The 20225-nt window shown below is 30.7% G+C and carries 20 protein-coding genes; 8 read left to right on the forward strand and 12 right to left on the reverse strand.

Annotated features, from left to right (window positions below; genetic code table 11):
• Positions 1-10 precede the first annotated feature (10 nt).
• Positions 11-2866 carry a TonB-dependent receptor gene (locus tag WG945_RS10560; RefSeq protein ID WP_068447763.1) on the reverse strand — a complete coding sequence of 952 codons (2856 nt, stop codon included), beginning with the start codon at positions 2864-2866 and terminating at the stop codon, positions 11-13.
• 195 nt (positions 2867-3061) lie between these two features.
• On the opposite strand from WG945_RS10560, the gene WG945_RS10565 reads away from it, so the two are divergent.
• Positions 3062-3994 (forward strand): bifunctional riboflavin kinase/FAD synthetase, encoded by a 933-nt coding sequence (locus tag WG945_RS10565; protein ID WP_068447765.1) that lies wholly within the window; start codon positions 3062-3064, stop codon positions 3992-3994.
• Positions 3995-4416: 422 nt separating this feature from the next.
• Positions 4417-5691, forward strand: coding sequence for a serine--tRNA ligase (gene serS, locus WG945_RS10570; protein ID WP_068447767.1), 1275 nt, complete (start codon positions 4417-4419; stop codon positions 5689-5691).
• A gap of 165 nt (positions 5692-5856) precedes the next feature.
• Here the strand turns inward: serS and WG945_RS10575 are convergent, their stop codons facing one another.
• Complete coding sequence (locus tag WG945_RS10575; protein ID WP_197482030.1) at positions 5857-6000, reverse strand: hypothetical protein; 144 nt, start codon at positions 5998-6000, stop codon at positions 5857-5859.
• Between the two features lie 193 nt (positions 6001-6193).
• Between WG945_RS10575 and WG945_RS10580 the strand changes: the two genes are divergently transcribed.
• The 4 genes from WG945_RS10580 to mgtE are packed head-to-tail and all read left to right on the forward strand — an operon-like array spanning position 6194 to position 10480.
• Positions 6194-7918 carry a tetratricopeptide repeat protein gene (locus WG945_RS10580; protein ID WP_231874497.1) on the forward strand — a complete coding sequence of 575 codons (1725 nt, stop codon included), beginning with the start codon at positions 6194-6196 and terminating at the stop codon, positions 7916-7918.
• A 54-nt stretch (positions 7919-7972) separates the two neighbouring features.
• The gene (locus WG945_RS10585; protein WP_068447771.1) at positions 7973-8302 is read left to right on the forward strand and encodes a DUF4286 family protein; all 330 of its coding nucleotides are present in this window, start codon (positions 7973-7975) and stop codon (positions 8300-8302) included.
• A gap of 32 nt (positions 8303-8334) precedes the next feature.
• Positions 8335-9147, forward strand: a complete 813-nt coding sequence (gene rsmA, locus WG945_RS10590; protein ID WP_068447773.1) for a 16S rRNA (adenine(1518)-N(6)/adenine(1519)-N(6))-dimethyltransferase RsmA — start codon at positions 8335-8337, stop codon at positions 9145-9147.
• Positions 9128-10480, forward strand: a complete 1353-nt coding sequence (gene mgtE, locus WG945_RS10595; protein ID WP_068447776.1) for a magnesium transporter — start codon at positions 9128-9130, stop codon at positions 10478-10480. The genes rsmA and mgtE overlap by 20 nt, the downstream gene beginning before the upstream one ends.
• Positions 10481-10661: 181 nt before the next feature.
• Here mgtE and WG945_RS10600 read toward each other — a convergent pair whose 3' ends face one another.
• Genes WG945_RS10600 through WG945_RS10610 form a run of 3 tightly spaced genes read right to left on the reverse strand, consistent with a single transcriptional unit; the run spans position 10662 to position 11688 of the window.
• Entirely contained in the window at positions 10662-10898 is a 237-nt protein-coding gene (locus tag WG945_RS10600; RefSeq protein WP_068447778.1) for a hypothetical protein, read from the reverse strand.
• Positions 10883-11119: a hypothetical protein gene (locus WG945_RS10605; protein ID WP_068447780.1), complete on the reverse strand. Its 237-nt coding sequence runs from the start codon at positions 11117-11119 to the stop codon at positions 10883-10885. Before WG945_RS10605 ends, WG945_RS10600 begins: the two co-directional genes overlap by 16 nt.
• 38 nt (positions 11120-11157) lie before the next feature.
• Complete coding sequence (locus WG945_RS10610) at positions 11158-11688, reverse strand: RNA methyltransferase (protein WP_068447782.1); 531 nt, start codon at positions 11686-11688, stop codon at positions 11158-11160.
• A 306-nt stretch (positions 11689-11994) separates the two neighbouring features.
• Between WG945_RS10610 and mutS the strand changes: the two genes are divergently transcribed.
• The gene (mutS, locus tag WG945_RS10615; protein WP_394364769.1) at positions 11995-14568 is read left to right on the forward strand and encodes a DNA mismatch repair protein MutS; all 2574 of its coding nucleotides are present in this window, start codon (positions 11995-11997) and stop codon (positions 14566-14568) included.
• Entirely contained in the window at positions 14568-15023 is a 456-nt protein-coding gene (locus tag WG945_RS10620) for an RNA methyltransferase (protein ID WP_068447789.1), read from the forward strand. The genes mutS and WG945_RS10620 overlap by 1 nt, the downstream gene beginning before the upstream one ends.
• A 119-nt stretch (positions 15024-15142) precedes the next feature.
• Here WG945_RS10620 and WG945_RS10625 read toward each other — a convergent pair whose 3' ends face one another.
• From WG945_RS10625 to WG945_RS10655, 7 genes are all read right to left on the reverse strand, one after another.
• Entirely contained in the window at positions 15143-15391 is a 249-nt protein-coding gene (locus WG945_RS10625) for a hypothetical protein (protein ID WP_231874505.1), read from the reverse strand.
• A 9-nt stretch (positions 15392-15400) separates the two neighbouring features.
• Complete coding sequence (locus tag WG945_RS10630) at positions 15401-16114, reverse strand: RES domain-containing protein (RefSeq protein WP_231874507.1); 714 nt, start codon at positions 16112-16114, stop codon at positions 15401-15403.
• A gap of 141 nt (positions 16115-16255) precedes the next feature.
• Complete coding sequence (locus WG945_RS10635; RefSeq protein WP_157603516.1) at positions 16256-16813, reverse strand: hypothetical protein; 558 nt, start codon at positions 16811-16813, stop codon at positions 16256-16258.
• Between the two features lie 258 nt (positions 16814-17071).
• The gene (locus WG945_RS10640) at positions 17072-17251 is read right to left on the reverse strand and encodes a hypothetical protein (protein ID WP_197482031.1); all 180 of its coding nucleotides are present in this window, start codon (positions 17249-17251) and stop codon (positions 17072-17074) included.
• 826 nt (positions 17252-18077) lie between these two features.
• Positions 18078-18434 carry a hypothetical protein gene (locus tag WG945_RS10645; protein WP_157603518.1) on the reverse strand — a complete coding sequence of 119 codons (357 nt, stop codon included), beginning with the start codon at positions 18432-18434 and terminating at the stop codon, positions 18078-18080.
• Positions 18435-18774: 340 nt separating this feature from the next.
• Positions 18775-19965: a DUF418 domain-containing protein gene (locus tag WG945_RS10650; RefSeq protein ID WP_068447793.1), complete on the reverse strand. Its 1191-nt coding sequence runs from the start codon at positions 19963-19965 to the stop codon at positions 18775-18777.
• A 130-nt stretch (positions 19966-20095) separates the two neighbouring features.
• A complete protein-coding gene (locus WG945_RS10655) occupies positions 20096-20218 on the reverse strand; it encodes a hypothetical protein (protein WP_262501906.1) in 123 nt (40 codons plus the stop codon).
• Positions 20219-20225: the final 7 nt, after the last annotated feature.

The following is a 20225-nucleotide window of genomic DNA, read 5'->3' on the forward strand; positions in this document are numbered from 1 at the left end:
CTATTTTTTTTTAGTTATTAATTGTCCAAGAAAGGTAGTATTGAGATCCAATTGCACCAACACCAGGCGCACTTAAATATTCTTTACCTGTTAAATTTGCACCTCCTAATTTAAATACAGATTTCCAAGTAGGAACACTGTAGTTAATTTGCGCATCTAATACAGTTCTAGAAGCAATAGTTGCGTCTAAGAAAGTAGATTCCCATCTATATTCATCTTGCCATCTTGCATTGATATTAAAACCAAAGTTTTTAAATAAATCTGTTTTTCCAAATTGTAATTTTACTTTGTGTTCTGGTGTATTAAAACCTGCTTCAAAATCAGGATCAGAAGATTGATCAAAATCAAATTTAGCATACGTGTAATTTAAACCTAAGTTAAAATCATCAAATACCTTAGTATTTAAACCAATTGTTGCACCGTAAGAATTAATATCTGCTGCAGAGTTTGTGTAGGTCTGAAATGCTACAAAATCTCCACTCCCTAAAGCAACTAAAGACAACGGAACTAAAGATCCACCTGGTCCAACAGGTGCTGTTTGTGTAAAAGCAACATCACCATAAAAAGGAACTACCACATTTTTATTTGCAATAAAGTCTTCATATTGATTGTAATACACACTTAAATCTACCGTAATTCTTTTCGTATCGCCTGTGTTAACAATACCTCTATAACCAACTTCAAAAGCGGTTACTCTTTCTGGCTTTACTAAAGCTACCTCAGCAGCAATAGGAGCAGCAATTTTACCTGCAGCAAAATTCTGAACAGAAATTGCAGAAAAAGCATTCTCATATGCAGATCTACCAGACACAGTAGTAGTACCAGAACCGGTAAAGTTTTGTCCTGTTCCACTAACAATTAATGATTGAGTAGAATATCTATCTAAATTATCTGGAGCAGAACCTACTAAATAAGCTCTTCCTGCATTTAAACCAATGTATTGGTCTTGTGTAGATGGGTTTCTAAAACCTGTTTGAAAAGAAGCTCTAAAATTTTGATTTTTATTTTCTCCACCTGCATACGCAAATGAAATTCTTGGAGAAAAATTACCTTCAAAGTTTTGTGCTTTGTCATAACGAATAGAGGCAGTTACTTTTAAACGATCTTCTTCTAAAAACTTCTTTTGTACTTGTGTGTACACACCATATTCATTGTACTTTATAGGACCATCATAATCTGTAAAAATACTTCCGCTAGAATTTAAAGAATATAATCTATAAGAACCACCTACTTGAAACTCTGCCCAATCTATATAATCTTGCAAGTTAAGGTTACCATCTGCATGGTAATATTTTGTATTGTCTTGAAATTTAGCCCCTGTAACTAAACTTGGGTCTGCTGTAACTTGATCAAAAGCAGCTTTAAATCCTGCTGTACCAGGTAATAATCTACCTGCTTCTGCTGTTTGTCTTGCAACTGCATGTGCTTCTTCTGCATTTAAACCACCTAATGTTCCTTGTACAAAAGCGCCAGTATATTGACCAAACCAAGTATTATCATCTTTCCAATATCTATTAATATTAATAGCTGCAAAACGAGAATCATAAGAGTTACCAGCATCTTCATTTGTTACGTAACCTCTAACAAAGAAATTTTTACCTTTAAGTTCTAATTTATGTTGCTCCATAAAGAAGTCCTTAATATTGTATCTATTAGTACCTTGATAAATGGTATTTCCAATACCAAATTTAGTGTTCCAAATAATTTCTAAACGATCATTACCCCAAGGGCGATAATTTAATGATCCTCCAAATTTTACACTTTTTGCTTCATAAGACATTAAATCACTTTCGTTGTACCCTGTTCTACTTACACTTTCATCAGGTAATAAAGCAGAAGCTCCAGCTGGTAAAATACCTAAACCTTCTAATGTCTGCGCTACACCTCTTAAGTTTGTAGAAACCTCATCTCCATAAACATTTAAACCATCATAATTTCTATCAGAATCTCTATCTCCAGAAACATACACTCCATCTTTTGTATTTCTATAATCTGTTGCATGCCACTCTTCTCCTTTTAAATAAGATAATGTAGCTTTTGCTGCAAACTTATCAGAAAAAGCATGCGCCATTCTAATATTAAAATCATAAAACTCATTGTCTCCTGCTGCTTCTTGACTTGTAATTCCTCCTTTTAAAGAAACACTAATTCCCTGATCATCAAAAGGGTTTTTACTTGTCATAAACATAATACCATTAAATGCGTTTGCACCATACAAAGCAGAAGAAGCTCCTGGTAATAATTCTACCGTGTTTACGTCTAGTTCAGACATACCAAGTAAATTACCCAATGCAAAATTTAATGCTGGAGATGAATTATCCATTCCGTCTACCAACTGCATAAAACGCGTGTTTGAAAAAGTAGCAAAACCACGCGTGTTTACAGATTTAAACGTTAAACTATTGGTATTTACATCTACTCCTTTTAAATTCTCTAATCCGTCATAAAAAGAGGGTGCAGAAGTGTTTTTAATAGCTCTACTATCCATTCTTTCAATGGTAACAGGAGATTCCATAACACGTTCTGGTGTTCTAGAAGCAGAAACTACAATTTCATCTAAAGAGGTTTCATTTTCTACCAAGCTAACCATTACTTTTTGATTGTTTTTTGTAATCTCAACTTTTTCTACATGAAACCCTAAAACAGAGATTTCTAAAGTAAATGGTGGGTTGTCTGAAACGTCCAATACAAATTTCCCATCAAAATCTGTGGTTGTTCCTAAAGCTTTTCTAGAAATTTTAATGTTTGCACCGGGAATTGTTTCGCCTGTTTTAGCATCGGTAACAGTACCTGTAACCGTGGTTTGACCAACCATGGCTACACTACTAAAAGCTATAAACGCAAGAAGTATAAGTTTTTTTATCATAATTTTAATTATTTGTTAGTTAAATGCAAAATACAATATTTTTTGAATAATATAATAAATAGGTCGTTATTTTAAGATTATAGCAATAAATCGCAATTATATTATCAAATAGAAAGTTCAAAAAAAACTACTCTTTTTACTATTAGCAGAAACACTTAGTTATTGTACATTTGTAATATCTTTAATTATCTTTTTTTGAATACAATTCAGAATATTTCTAATTTTTCTACTTCAGAAAAAACCTACGTTACCATTGGTACTTTTGATGGGGTACATTTTGGGCATCAAAAAATTATTGATAAACTTGTTTTAGAGGCTAAAAAAGCAAATAGAAAATCTGTTTTACTTACCTTTTTTCCGCATCCAAGAATGGTGTTGCAAAAAGACGCCACTATAGAGTTGATTAATACAATTGAAGAACGTGCCGAATTACTTAAAAAAACAGGCTTAGATTACTTAATCATTCATCCTTTTAGTAAAGATTTTTCTAGAATGACGGCACTTGAGTTTGTTCGTGATATTTTGGTGAATAAGCTTAATATTTCTAAATTAATTATTGGCTACGACCATCATTTTGGTAAAAATAGAGAAGGAAATATTGTTCAGCTTACTGAATATAGTCATTTATATGATTTTATTGTAGAAGAAATTCCAGCACAAGATATCGATGATGTTTCTGTAAGTTCTACCAAAGTAAGACACGCTTTAGCAACTGGAAACTTAAAAACTGCCAACAATTATTTAGGCTATAATTTTATGTTAAGCGGTACTGTTGTAAACGGGAAACAGTTAGGTGGAAAAATCGGTTATCCTACAGCAAATATTGATGTAAAAGAATCGTATAAATTAGTTCCTAAAACAGGCGTTTATGTAGTAAAATCTACCATAGACAATAACACCGTTTTTGGAATGATGAATATTGGTAGCAGACCAACTGTAGATGGAACTTACCAAACTATTGAAGTGCATTTTTTTGATTTTAACCAAGATTTATACAACCAATATCTTACAATAGAATTGCTTTATTTTTTACGTGATGAAGAAAAATTTAGTTCTATTGATGCTTTAATTGTTCAGATTAAAAAAGATGAGAAAACTGCTAGAGACTATATTAAGAATAAGCTTTAATTTTCTACCAAGTTTTATTTACACATAGTTTGTCTTTTAGACCTTTTAAGAGAAATCACATAAAGTTGCTCAGGTTTATGGGATCACTGCTATGAGATTTCTCCTTAAGTCGAAATGACAAGTTGGGGGTTTTGTTGTGTCTTTATTGTTATGATCTTTTCGAGACTTCAAAGTGACTGATTAAATTCATTTAGAATCTCTATGCGTTAAGGATAGCGCAATTGTTTGAGCTCTTTTTTGTTTTTCTACAAAAAAAGCGAGTGCAAAAGCCTGACCCTTGTGGTAACGCCCAAAAAACAAGTATTGCAAATCTTCTTTTTACCCTATTTTCTGCACATCTATATACTGAAACTTTTTATTAATGATTTCGTGGTAAAACCATTGTACAAATTATATCTTTGCATTTACAAAAATCTACAAAAATGTTACAAGTACAATTTATTAGAGACAATAAGGAAACGGTTTTAGCAGGTTTAGCTAAACGTAATTTTGCCAATGCAGCAACTATTATTGAACAAGTTTTAACTGCCGATGAAAATAGAAGGGCTACTCAGGTTGAGTTAGATAATACTTTGGCAGAATCTAATAAATTATCGAAAGAAATTGGTGGATTTTTCAAATCTGGAGAAGTACAAAAAGCAAATCTTTTAAAAGAAAAAACAGTTCAGTTAAAAGAAAAATCTAAAGAGCTTGGTGAAAATTTTAATGATTTTGCAGAAGAATTACAAACGCTTTTATACCAGATTCCGAATATTCCACATGCTTCTGTAAAAGCAGGAACTTCTGAAGAAGATAATGAGAACATTTTTAGTGAAGGTACCATTCCGGATTTAGGAGAAAATGCATTACCTCATTGGGAATTAGCTAAGAAATACGATATTATAGATTTCGAATTAGGAAATAAAATCACCGGTGCTGGTTTTCCGGTTTATAAAGGAAAAGGTGCAAGATTACAACGTGCTTTAATCAATTATTTTTTAGATAAAAACACAAAAGCAGGTTATACAGAAGTGCAAGTGCCACATTTGGTAAATACAGAATCTGCAACTGCAACGGGGCAATTGCCAGATAAAGACGGACAAATGTATCATTCTACAGTAGATGATTTATATTTAATTCCTACTGCAGAAATTCCTATTACCAATATGTTTCGTGGTAATTTAATGCAAGAAACAGAGTTCCCTATAACAGTTACAGGTTACACGCCTTGTTTTAGACGTGAAGCTGGTAGTTATGGTGCACACGTTCGTGGACTAAATAGATTACACCAGTTTGATAAAGTAGAGATTGTAAGAATTGAGCATCCAGATAATTCTTATAATGCTTTAAACGAAATGGTAGAGCATATTAAAGATATTTTAAGAGACTTAAAATTACCTTATAGAATTTTACGTTTGTGCGGTGGTGATACTGGTTTTACCTCTGCCCTAACATTCGATTTTGAAGTGTTTTCTACAGCGCAAGATAGATGGTTAGAAATTAGTTCTGCCTCTAACTTTGAATCTTTTCAGGCTAATAGATTAAAACTTCGTTTTAAAAATAAAGAAGGAAAAAGCGAATTAGCGCATACCTTAAACGGAAGTTCTTTGGCTTTACCACGTGTATTAGCAGGAATCTTAGAGAACTACCAAACAGCAGACGGAATTAAAATACCAGATGCTTTGGTACCTTATTGCGGCTTTGATATTATAGATTAATAATTAGTAAGCAGTATTCAGTTGGCAGTAAGCAGTTGGCTTGTTTGTATACTATTTGTTTATACAATTGAGTCCTGTTTACTTCAGCTACTAGCTGTAAACTAATTTTAGTTGGCAGTATTCAGTTAGTTTTTGTCTGAGTACTGAAGACTGAAAAACGGTAGACTAGTTTGCAACTACAGCTACCATTAATCTTTTATATTTATTCATTTCTAAAAGAGCATTTAAATACGCACTAATTTGTCCGTTTTTCATAAACTCGATAGAATTATTTTTTGCTATTTCGTATTGTTTTTTAAATGTATTCATCTTCTTAAAATTTGATTGGTTATTACTCTTTAGACAAGTTTCGTGCCAAAATGTTACAAAGAACACCCTAGAATAGGAGTCTTTAATAAATTTTTAACATATTTCTTACCTATCTTTGAAATTGATGAAACAACTGTTTTTACTTATTTTTATTACTATAACTAGCGTTAGCTTTTGTCAAAGTGATTATTATTTGGCGGAAGATTACTATAGAGAGGGAGAATATGAAAAAGCAACTCAAATTTTTAAAAACTTATACTCTAATAACCTTTTTAATACAACCTATTTAAGTAGATTAATTTCTTGCTATCAAGAAACCAATAAATTTAGTGAAGTAGAAAAACTATTAAAAACCGCACTTGACAAAGACCCTAAACAAGCTTTTTTTTATGTGCATTTAGGGTACAATTACCAAAGACAACAATTAACGGAGTTAGCAGAAAAAAATTACGCTATAGCTTTAAACTCTATTGATACAAACAGTTTTTATGGTGGTTTTATTGGTAGACTTTTTAAAGATTATAACCTTTTAGATCATGCAATTTTAGCTTACACAAAAACAATGGCTAAAAATAAAAAGGCAGATTATAACTTTAGAATTGCTCAGATTTATGGAGAAAAAGGGAACCTAAAAAAAATGTTTGAAGCTTACTTTAAGCTCGTTGATAAAAACATTGAAAATTACGATTTAGTAAAAAGATATACAAGTAGTTATATTACAGATGATGCAAAAAATGAAGCAAATATTTTATTTAGAAAAACACTTTTAAAAAAATCTGCAAGTAACCCAAAAGATGTTTGGAATGTATTATTAAGTTGGCTTTTTACACAACAAAAAGATTATAATAAAGCCTTTACACAAGAAAAAGCTTTGTACAAAAGAAACCCTGTTGACTTAAATTCGGTTTTTGATTTAGGAAAAATAGCTTTTGAAAACAAAGATTATAGTACTGCTAAAGAATGTTTTTATTTTATTACCCAACAAAAAACTTTACAAATAGAAAAAATTGAAGCTTCTTTATACCTTACAAAAATAGCTGTAGCAACGAATAATCCTGAAGTAGAAAAAATGTTTCTATCTCTTTTTAATCAGTACGGTAAAAATACATCAACCATAAAATTACAAGTGGAGTATGCTGATTTTTTAACTTTTAAAAAAGACAAACCAAACGAAGCTAAAACTGTTTTAGAAGAAGCTTTAAACTATTCTCGATCACGATTTGACAAAGCAAGAATAAAATTAAAGTTAGGAGATATTTTGGTTTTTACAGGGAACTACAACAAAGCATTAATCTATTTTTCTCAAATTCAAACGCAACTTAAAAATCACGAATTAGCACAACAAGCACGTTTTAAAGTAGCTCAAACAAGTTATTATAAAGCAGATTTTGCATGGGCTAAAGCACAGTTAAAAGTATTAAAAGGCTCTACAACACAATTAATTGCTAATGATGCATTAGAGCTGTTTTTAAAAATTACAGATAATGAACCAGTAGACTCTATTCCGTCTGGATTAAAGCAATTGGCAAAAGCAGAACTACTTTCTTATCAGAATAAAAATGAGGAAGCATTAACGGAATTACAGGGTTTATTTACACCTAAAAATGTTTTTGAAAACGGATTAACACCAGGAGAAGTTATTTATGATGATGTCTTATTTTTTGAAGCAAAACTATTCATCAAACAAAAAAAATATGAGGATGCTATTGTAAGTTTGTCTAAAATTATTGCAGCCGACAATCAAGGTATTTATGCAGATGATGTGTATTATGAAATGGCAGAATTGTATAATAATCAATTAAACAATCCAGAAAAAGCTTCAGAATACTATCAAAAGATTATTTTTGACTATTCTTCTAGTATTTATCTAGTAGATGCTAGAAAAAAATATCGAAAATTAAGAGGAGATAAAGTTTAGCGCTCTTATTTTTACAATTAAACATTTACCAAAAAATTACAATTACACAGCATAATGTACATATACAACGTAACTATAAATATAGATGAAACCGTTCATAAAGAATGGCTTACATTTATGGAAACTCATATTTTAACAGTCTTAAATACTGGTAGATTTACTGCAGCAAAACTAACTGAAGTTTTGGTAGAAGAAGAAATGGGTGGTAGAACTTATTCTATACAATATACTGCAAATACTAGAGAAGATTTAGACGATTATTATAAACACGAGGCAGAAACATTGCAACAGAAAAGTCTTCAAAAATTTGGTGATAAAATGTTAGCTTTTAGAACAGAATTAAAATTGATAAAAGAATTTTATCCTACAAATGCTAGTAATTAAGAACAAATATCTTACTTTTTAAAAACAGAAATATGTCAGTTAAAGCAAAAAAACATTTAGGTCAGCATTTTTTAACAGATGAAACCATAGCACAAGATATTGCCAATGCATTAACTGGTAATGGATATGATGATGTCTTAGAAATTGGCCCTGGAATGGGTGTTTTAACCAAATATTTATTACCAAAAAAAGCAAAGGTTACTGTCATGGAATTAGACAGAGAATCTGTTGCTTATTTGCATGAAACATTCCCTTTAGAGCACATTAAGTTAGACACTTCTAAAGAACATTTCGAAATTATTGAAGGCGATTTTTTAAAGAATCAAATTCAAGAGATTTTCAACAAAAAGCAAGTAGCAATTATTGGTAATTTCCCTTATAATATTTCTACACAAATTGTTTTTAAAGCGATAGAAAATAGAGAGTACGTACCAGAATTTGCTGGTATGTTTCAAAAGGAAGTAGCCATGCGAATTGCAGAAAAAGAAGGAAGTAAAGTGTACGGAATTTTGTCTGTTTTAACACAAGCCTTTTTTGATGTAGAATACTTATTTACGGTTCCGCCAACAGTATTTAATCCACCTCCAAAGGTAGACTCTGGTGTAATACGCTTAGTTCGTAAAAAAGATTATTCGTTACCTGTAGATGAAAAACTATTTTTTAGAGTTGTAAAAACAGCATTTAATCAACGAAGAAAAATGCTTCGTTCTAGTTTAAAGTCTTTCAATATTTCGGATACCTTAAAGGAAGACCCTATCTTTGCGAAACGCCCAGAACAATTATCTGTTTCTGAGTTTATTTCACTTACGCAAAAATTAGCAGAAAATGACGTTCGAAATCACTGATGAATCTTTAGAAAACCTTTCAGAGCTTATCATTGCTAAAAATGATAAAGAAATAACAGCATTATTTTCTGAAGTCCATTTTGCAGATATTGCAGAAGTTTTAGACGAAGTAAATTTTGATGAAGCTATTTATATTATCAAACTTTTAGATAGCGAAAAAACATCAGAAATACTTACAGAATTAGATGAAGATACGCGTGAGAAAATTTTAAAAAACTTATCGGCAAAAGAAATTGCCGATGAAGTTCGAGAAATGGACACGGATGATGCTGCCGATATTATTGGTGAACTTTCAGAAGAGCGTCAAAGGCGGGTAATGTCTGCTTTAGAAGATGATGATCACGCAGCAGATATTAAAGAATTATTGTCTTATAATGATAATTCTGCAGGTGCTTTAATGGCCAAAGAGCTGGTAAAAGTGTATGAAACCTGGACCGTTGCCGGTTGTATGCGTAGAATAAGAGGGCAAGCAAAAGACGTTACCAGAGTGCATTCTATTTACGTAGTAGATAAAGAAGATAAACTGGTGGGTAGAATGTCTTTAAAAGACTTAATAATTGCCAAATCAGACCATAAAATAGCAGACATCTGTAAAGCAAAAGTAGATGCTGTAAACGTACATGAAAATGATGAAGAGGTTGCCAAAATAATGGCAAAATATGATTTAGAAGCCATACCTGTTGTAGATGATAACAATGTTTTAGTAGGTAGAATTACCATTGATGATATTTTAGATGTTATTAGAGAAGAAGCCGATAAAGATTACCAAATGGCCGCTGGTTTTTCTCAAGATGTAGAAGCAGATGATACCATTTGGGAACTGACTAAAGCACGATTACCTTGGTTAATTTTAGCCCTTTTTGGAGGTTTTGTATCTGTTTCTGTCTTAGGTAGTTTTGATGGTGCCATAAACAGTTTTCCAGAACTGTTCTTTTTTACTCCATTAATTGCTGCAATGGCAGGAAATGTAGGCGTACAATCTTCTGCAATTATTGTACAAGGTTTGGCAAACGACAGCTTAAAAGGATCGCTTTTTAAACGATTGTTAAAAGAAATATTACAAGGTTTGTTAAACGGTTTTGTATTGGCAGCGTTGTTAATGTCTGCAGGAATGTTGTTTTTAGGTTTTCCTTTAGACTTAGGTATTACCGTAGCAGCATCTTTAATTTCTGTAATTATAATTGCCTCAATTATCGGGACTTTTATCCCTATTCTTTTAGCTAAAAAAGGCATCGACCCCGCTTTAGCAACAGGACCATTTATAACTACTAGTAATGATATTTTAGGAATTTTAATCTACTTTTCTATCGCTAAATTAGTCTTAGGTTTTTAATTTTTTTAGAAGCTATTTCCAGCTTTCTGCTATATCTTTTTGCTAAAAAAGCAAAAAGGATGCCGCTTCAATCTGGGCTAGACTTGTTTGCTAACTATAAGATTTTTAAAAAAAAATTAATAATTTAATGGCTCTTTCCTAGAATGTTTAACTCTTAAAATATAAATTTCGTTATCTTCAATTAAATAAGAAATTCGATAAGAATGTTTTTGAAAAGCTCTAATATTTCCTTTGTTATTCGTTTTAAAGTATCTAATTTATAAATTTCTGAATCTGTAGAAAGTATAGATACAGATTCGTAAACTTCTGTAATTATTTTAGAAGTAATATCAACAGATTTAGATTGTTCAAGAAGTTCTAAAAAACAATTATATAAATTTGATTCAGCTAAATTAGTCCAAATTATTTTTTTGACCATTGCTTAATATTTTCTCCAACTTTTTCATGAGAAAGTACCGATCCTTCCTCAACTTGATTTATAGCTTCTTCAATTTCAATATTATAACGTTTAATATCAATTCTTTCAGAAGAAGCAATTTTTCTATTTTTTAAAATCATTTTTATAGATTTTATCAAGTCAATATCTTTAACCTCATCAAGTTCTTTATGTATCCAATTTAAATCAGCTTGTAAATCCATAATTATTTATTTTTAAACCAAATATACAATTTATCAAGTTATTTTCTTAATTTCGAAAACAAGTCCCAAATAACAACTCCTGTAGTTACAGAGATATTTAAAGAATGTTTGGTACCCAACTGCGGAATTTCAATACACAAGTCAGAAGCAGTTACCACTTCTTGTTGCACACCTTTTACCTCATTCCCCATTACAATGGCATATTTTTCTCCTTCCGTCGGATAAAAAGTATCTAGCTTTGTACTATTTTCTGCTTGTTCAATTGCCAATACTTTTACACCGTCTGCTTTTAATTTTTCTACTAAAGTTAGCGTGTCTTCTACATATTCCCAAGCAACAGATTCGGTTGCTCCTAAAGCTGTTTTATGAATATCTTTGTTTGGCGGAGTTGCACAAATACCACATAAATAGATCTTTTCTATCAAAAAAGCATCACTAGTTCTAAAAACAGAACCAATGTTGTTTAAACTTCTAATATTGTCTAAAACTACTATAATTGGGGTTTTCTCTACAGTTTTAAATTCATCAACTGTAATTCTACCTAACTCGTTATTCTTTAATTTTCTCATAATTTAGTTTGGCTAAAGCCAATATTTTGTTCATTATTTATAACAATTGGGTTAAAACCCATTGCAATTGATGTCTTGCTTTTTATCAAATTAAATTCTGTTGTATTGAATCTAATTGAATTGCATCAGCTTTAGCTAGATAATTATAAACATCTAAAATGGTTTTAGCCAAACCTAACTTTGTTTTGTGAATAAGTTCACTACAAACTGCTACTGAATACTGCTCACTAATTTTTATCTTCGCAAAACTAACTGAAAATTTCCAAAAACTTGGCAAAATCAAAACCAAAAAAGGTTACTCCTTTAATGAAACAATACAATGCTATCAAGAATAAATATCCTGATGCGATGTTACTTTTTAGAGTAGGAGATTTTTACGAAACTTTTGGTGAAGATGCTAAAAAAGCTGCCGGTGTTTTAGGAATTACGTTAACAAAACGTGGTGCCGGAAGTGAAACAGAAACTGCTTTGGCAGGTTTTCCGCATCATTCTTTAAATACCTATTTACCTAAGTTGGTAAAAGCAGGAATGCGTGTTGCTATTTGCGATCAGCTAGAAGACCCAAAAATGACCAAAACCATTGTAAAACGTGGTGTTACAGAATTGGTTACGCCTGGTGTTTCTTTAAACGACGAAGTTTTACAAACCAAAACAAACAACTTTTTAGCGGCTGTTCATTTTGATAAAAAACAACTCGGAATTTCATTTCTTGATGTTTCTACTGGTGAATATTTAGTAGCGCAAGGAAATGCAGAATACATCGATAAATTGCTTCAAAATTTTGCTCCGAGTGAAGTTTTGGTTCAGAAACAACACAAGCAACAATTTTTAGAATTATTTGAAAACAGATATTATACGTTTTATCTTGATGATTGGGTTTTTCAAAAAGAATACGCAAACGAAACGTTACAGAATCATTTTGAAGTAAAAAGCTTAAAAGGTTTTGGAATTCAGGATGTTAAAAACGGAATTATTGCTGCCGGAGCGGTCATGTATTACTTGTCGGAAACGCAACATAATCAACTAAAACATATTCAGCATATTAGTAGAATTGCAGAAGACAATTATGTTTGGATGGACCGTTTTACAGTCAGAAATTTAGAATTATACAATCCGAATTCTATCAATGCAGTCACGCTTTTAAATGTTATTGATAAAACCATTTCGCCAATGGGCGGAAGACTTTTAAAACGTTGGTTGGCATTGCCATTAAAAAATATCGACGAAATTAAAAATCGTCATGAATTGGTAAAGTTTTTTATAGATTCAGATAAATTTTCACAAACGGTAACCTACCAACTAAAACAAATATCAGATTTAGAAAGATTGATTTCTAAAGTGGCAACCGGTAAAGCATCACCAAGAGAAATTGTACTTTTAAAAGATTCTTTAAAAGCGATTCTGCCGATAAAAGCATCCGCAGAAAAAAGTAAAAATAATACAGTAAAAGCACTCGGAAATCAATTACATACGTGTGCAGATTTAATAGAAAAAGTTTCGCAAACGTTGTTTGATGATGCACCTGTAAACATCAATAAAGGAAATGCAATTGCTACTGGAGTTCATCAAGAATTAGACGATTTACGTGCCATTTCTAACTCTGGTAAAGAGTATTTAGACAATATGTTAGCACGTGAAACGGAACGAACCGGAATTACAAGTTTAAAGATTTCCTTCAACAACGTTTTTGGCTATTATATAGAAGTTAGAAACTCGCATAAAGACAAAGTTCCACAAGAATGGATTCGTAAACAAACCTTGGTAAATGCAGAGCGTTATATTACCGAGGAATTAAAAGAATACGAAACCAAAATTTTAGGTGCCGAAGAAAAAATAGCCAAATTAGAGCAAGATATTTTTACTAAATTATTACAGTACATCATTCAATATGTACAGATAGTCCAAGAAAATGCACAGGTTATCGCAAAAATAGATTGTTTACTCTCTTTTTCTGTTTTGGCTATTGATAACAATTATGTGCGCCCAATTATGGATGAAAGCACAGATTTAGAAATTAAAAATGGTCGTCATCCAGTAATTGAAAAACAGTTGCCAATTGATCAAGCATATATTGCAAACGATGTGGTACTGAACAGAACTCAGCAACAAATTATAATGATTACCGGACCCAATATGTCTGGTAAATCGGCTATTCTAAGACAAACTGCATTGATTGTTTTACTAGCACAAATGGGAAGTTATGTGCCTGCTCAGAATGCAAAAATAGGAATTGTAGATAAGATTTTTACGCGTGTTGGTGCAAGTGATAATATTTCTATGGGCGAATCTACTTTTATGGTAGAAATGAATGAAACGGCATCGATCTTAAATAACGTTTCTGAGCGCAGTTTAATTCTTTTAGATGAAATTGGTAGAGGAACCTCTACTTATGACGGAATATCGATTGCTTGGGCTATATCTGAGTTTTTACACGAGCACCCAACCAAAGCAAAAACATTATTTGCTACACATTATCATGAATTGAATGAAATGACTACCACTTTTGAGCGCATTAAAAACTTTAATGTATCTGTAAAAGAATTAGAAAACACCATTATTTTCTTACGTAAACTGGTTTCTGGTGGTTCTGATCATAGTTTTGGTATTCATGTAGCTAAATTAGCAGGAATGCCAAATATGGTGATTCATAGAGCGAATAAAATATTAGCACAGTTAGAAAAAAACAATAAAAGCGGTCAAGTTAAAGATGTTTTAAAACAAGAACAAAATGAAGAAATGCAACTCAGCTTTTTTCAGTTAGATGATCCGTTATTAGAAAATATTAAAGAAGAAATTTTAGCAACAAATATTGATACTTTAACGCCTATTGAAGCCTTGATGAAGTTGAATGAAATTAAACGAATGTTGATTAAAAAGTAATGGTAAATAATTTAGAACAAGGTTTTTTCGGCATTGGAATTCAGAATGGAAAAACGCCCGAAAATTTAGGAGTTCTTTGGCGTTCTGCCCAAAATATGGGTGCTAGTTTTATTTTTACAATTGGTAATCGCTATGCTAAACAAGCTTGCGACACACACAAAGCAACAGGTGCAATGCCTTATTTTCATTACGAAACTTTTGAGGATTTCTTTAACAACCTCCCAAAAGGTGCTATGTTAGTGGGTGTAGAATTAGACGAAAAAGCAGTACAATTAGAAACTTTTACCCATCCTAGACGTTGTGTTTACTTATTAGGCGCAGAAGATCATGGAATGTCTAAATTAGCTATTGAAAAATCGCATCATTTAGTAAAGTTCAAATCTGAATTAAGCTTAAATGTTTCTGTTGCCGGAAGCATTATTATGTATGATCGGCAAGCGAAGTTTAATTTTTAAGTCTAAGAGAATTAAAATTACTTTCTATTAAGAAGCGTTGTTTTATTTTAATCGCAACTAATTTTGATAAAGCACTAATTTAGTAATTTTTCATAAACAGTGTTGTGTCACATTATTTTCTATTTTGGTTCAAACTTCCATTCAAAATCTGGTGTTATCATTGATTTGAAATCTTCCATTAAAAAATTCTTATAATCTTTATCTTCAGGTTTGAGGTCTTTCCATATAATAACATTTTTTTCAATTGTAGCATATTTTGAAAAAGTAATATCAAATTTCCCAATAGATTTATTGATGTTTTTAAGTTCTACAATATAAAACCGTTTTACTTTTAAGTTATTATCTACAAAATTTGGATGAATAGCCATATTTATTCCTTAATAATTAGACTGCTTGCTTGGATATATTAAAATATCGGTTGCAAAATTATGTCTTGCATATAAAGTCCTATGTGCTAAAGTCGCTGATAATTCATAACTATTATCGTTAATAAAAATATTCTGAAGATATTTTGTCAACTCTACAATTCCTGCTTGTTTATCTAAATTTATTCTCTCATCGATTGGTTTCTGCAATTGTTCACTTTCTTTATTTTTTAGCACGTTAAAGTTATTGTCAGGATGCAAATCTGTTTGTATAAATGTTTGAAAAGCTAGTTTTTCGTTTGATTTTTTAAGTTCCCATTTTGAAATACAATATTTTTTACCTTCTAAATTATTTTCTCTAAGAACTTCCATAAGTGAAATCATAGGATTGTCAGAGCAATAAAAAACAGGGAATTTAGGGAAGTTACATCTTCCAAATCCAACTAAATTAATTGGTGGATAACTATGTTCTGAAAATAAATTTTTGTTATTGAATGAATTTAATTCTCTAACTCCATAAAAAGGTAAACCAAAATTTTTATGTTCAATAAATTTAAAAATATTTGGTAAAAACTCAAATTCAGTTTGAATCAAAGCTTCAATTTTCTTTACAAAATTCTCAACATTATCTGATTTATTAAATTTTGAAAATTCAAGTTTTTTTAATCTTTCTATAGATTTGATTGTTTCTTTAAGACTTGGAAATTTTTCTATATCTAAATTCATTTTTTAATGTTGCACAACGTTTTTGTATAAGCTTTGTTTCCTGTTTTAATCAGTGAAGTTAATAAAATAAAACACAAACCAAGAAAATCCGCGAGGACTTTCGCAAGTGAGCAAAAAGCCAGTAATAAAATTTATAAGGTGTTATATGCCGCTATTTTTCCATTTATTTAATTTGTTACGGTCTAATTTTTCGTCAATTTTGTATTCAAATGCTCTAATTATCTTGTCATTTTCAATATTAAAAAACAGAACTCCATAATCGTTAAGTTTGACACACGGAATTTGTCTGTCTTTATTTTCGTATTGAAAAATCTCTGTCCATAAGCCCATCATATTTTTACGTTCAAAATAAACGCTGTCAATAAACGACTTTTTTGTCCTGCCGAAATAACGGCTAATACAAACAAAGTCGTCTGAGGTGATTTTATACAATCTTTCAAATTCTTTCACATTACAACAGTCAACAAAAATCTTCATCAATTCAATTGTCTTTTCGTCATTTATTAAGTATGTGTAGTTTTTATGATTTACGATTTTGTCAAGAGTTTTATATTGTTGCCTAACTTCGGAGTCTGTCGGATTAATTTCCAACGCCATTTTATAATACTTCAATGCTACTTCGTCTGCACTGTCGTTTGAGAAGCTTAGATTTTTCTCTGCTGTTACTATGTATTCTTTGAATTGCTCTAAATTCTCCATTTTATAAAGCATATAATATGTTGAATGAAAGTCCTGAATTGGTTTTCAAAAAATCAGTTTCTCTTTCTTTAAGTAATTCTATGATTTCTTCTGTTGTCATTGCCCTTTTATATATGTGTAATAACGTTGTTGTGTTATGGAAAGTTACGTATTTAAGCAATGAATTTACTAAATTAAATACGAACAGCGAAATTCCGAAGGAATTTCCCAAGTGAGCTATAATTAGCAATAAAGTTTATACAGCTTAAGTTAGCAGCTTTATTTTATTTCAAATTCTTTCACTATTGAATTTATTGGAATTGCTTTGACTTTCTCACCTTGCAATAAAAAAATTACATTTTTCGTTTTTCCAATTACTATTCCATTAACATTTTCATTGTCAGAGTATTTTAAGTTTATTGGAGAACCTCTTTGTTTGTTTATTTGTGAATTTTCCATAAAAATCAGCAGAAAGGTAAAGGTAGAAAATAAAAAGAATGAAAAATAAAGAGTACCTGTAAGAATTGAACCAGCTTTTTTTATCCCAACCAAAGTTCATTCTCGAGTAATTTTTAGGGATTTTTTTTTCATAAAAACTATCAAGTTTAGAAAATAGAAAAACTAATATTATTGTGATTGTAGAAAATAATAATATTTTAAAATCTGAAAAAGGAGCTACTAAAAAATCAAAAACATCTGCATAATCAAAAATATTGATTCCGAATTCCGAGTATTTTTGATAAGTAAAAAGCATTCCAATTCCAACAATCAAAATATAGAAAACTGTAATAACTGTTTGTATTTCTTTAAAAATAAGTTCGTAAGTATCTTTAATTAATCCTTCTTTCATATTCTTGGTCATATTGCTGCTAACGTTGTTGTGTTATGGAAAGTTGCGATTTTGTGAACGAGGAATTTCCAGCGGAAATTCCGAAGTTAGCAAAAAAGCAACAAGTTTTAAATTAAGCTAAATATAGCATTTTTTTATACAAGGTGTTGGCTACAGTTTTTTTATTTCTTTTGTTAATAAATGTAAATATGTATCTTTTCCAAAAGTTAATTTCATGGTTTTTTCATCTATTGGATTTGAGTTGTAAGGAACTTTTCTAATTTCGTGTTTTTCACAAATTAAATCTGCAATTGAATTCTTTGAGATTCGAAATTTTAAGTACTCATTATTTTTTGTCTTTAAAAAACGATTGAATTATTTCGGGAATATTTACTAAACCCAAAAATGGAAAAATAAATTTTAAAAATCTCTTAATATATTCATAGCGTTTTTAGTTTAAATTTTTGGCAATAGTTTTTTACTAGCTATAATTTTATATTCATATTTGTTTCCAAACAACCAACTCCATTTTCTCTTGTAATATGGGTCTTTCATTTTGATTATTCTTTTTCCTTTCTCCGAAATTGGATAAATTCTTTTTCCTTCTATTTCAAATATTCGAGTATTTAATATTTTTGGTGTTTGTGAAATACTATCTTTTATACTCATACTTATCGGTTTCCACATAAAAATATAAAAATCAAAAGTCAGTTTGTTTTCCTTTATTTTATATTCTCCATATTCACTCCAACTCAAATCATATTCATTTGTCCATTTAAAAGTTTTGTCAGGATATAACTCAAAAGATTCCAAAAGAAAAGTTTCTCTTAAATTACCTTTTATTCTAATTGTGTCCTGTCCGAAAGATTTTTGGTAGTTAAAAATCAAAATCAGAATGAAAATCTTCAATATGTTTTTCGTTTTCCTCAAATTGTAGCCAACGGTTTGATATCACTATCAAAAGTTCTTTTATCCCATTATTTAATGGTTTTGCTTACTTCTGTGATTTTCAAAAGTTATATTCCTCTGTTTTTTTATATTTTTGAAATGAGCGCTTAAATTTCAGTTACTTTTTTAGCAATCTGTTTTTATCCAAATTTACAACAAAAAGAATATTTTTGTGCCCCTATAATGCTAAGAAATAAAATATCGGTTAGTCTTTTTTCAATTGTATCCAAGTAAGACGATGCCATAATTTTTCTAAAGGCCCTTGTCCGTATTTGTTTATCCACCATTTAAAAAAGTAAAACTGAATAATCCACAATACAATACCGATTCCTAAACTTACCGTATGTCTTACATTTGGCCCTAAACCTAAGCCGTAACCAAAAAATACAAAGCTTCCTAATATAGATTGTAGCACATAGGCTGTTAAGCTCATACGACCAACATAACGCAAACCACCTACTAGTTTTCTAAACCCACCATATTGATAAAGCAACATAAAACCAGAGACTAATACAAATGTAAAGCTCAAGTTTTGATACATGGTAATGGCTTTTCCTAAAGAACCCACCACCACTTTTGTTTCTACCAAAGCAGCAAAATTTTCACCCAAGAAATAAAGCGGTATAAAAGCAATAGCAGCCACCACAAGCATTCTTTTCCAGAAACGAATAGAAGCATTACTAATAACAAATAGATCTTTAATACCTAGCCAATAGCCTAATACAAATAGTCCTGCAGTTTGTACGGTTCTACCTACTTGTAAAGACCAATAGAAAGTTACTTTATGTCCGTAAAGCGTGTTTGATTTTACTAAATCAAAAAAAGAATCACTCAATTGCCCTTCTTTAAGCATACGCCACAAATTACCTGTAGGCAAAACGGGTAAAACATAATCTGGGTCTATTAATGATTGTACATAATGCCACAACTCAATTGGCTGTAATAAAAGTAAAAAAGCCGCTAATAAAACAAAATTAGAAGACCAACCACGTACAAGAATAAGCACTACTCCTACCATGGCATAAAGTGACAGTATTTCTCCAGGGAAAAAGGCTCCGTTTACAATAGCAAATCCAACTAAGAGAATAAGTCGCCAAAAAAAACGACCTCCAAAATCTACACCAGCTTTAGCTTGCTTGCGATACATCATACTAAACGTAAGTCCGAAAAGCAATGCAAAAATGGCATACCCTTTACCTCCAAAGAGAAAAAACAACGTATCCCAAATATAACCATCTAACGTAGTTAACCATACTGGTTGTAAAGAAGCATCTGGAAATACATAAAAATTGAAATGCTCTATACTATGTAAAAGCATAATGGCTAAAATAGCGAAACCACGAAGCGCATCAACAGCATCTAATCTTTGCTTAGTGTTAGGTACGGAAGCTTTCATATGTAAGTTTTTGTGTAAAAATAAGGAATGATTTTAGCTTAAAAAAGCATAATCTATTGAATATAATATTCCACTTAACAATTCATTATAAGAGAAAAGAGCACCTATCACCCCAAAAAAAAGAGGAGAATTATTTTTTACTAAAACGTCTAGATACTTTGTATAAAAAATAGACCAATGCTGCTAAAAAAACTATTTGAATTACTTGCCAAATAAGAATACCTGCACTAAAATCATTTATTATTTCTTCCATAGTTTAT

This window comes from Polaribacter atrinae, from assembly GCF_038023995.1.
Classification (GTDB): domain Bacteria; phylum Bacteroidota; class Bacteroidia; order Flavobacteriales; family Flavobacteriaceae; genus Polaribacter; species Polaribacter atrinae.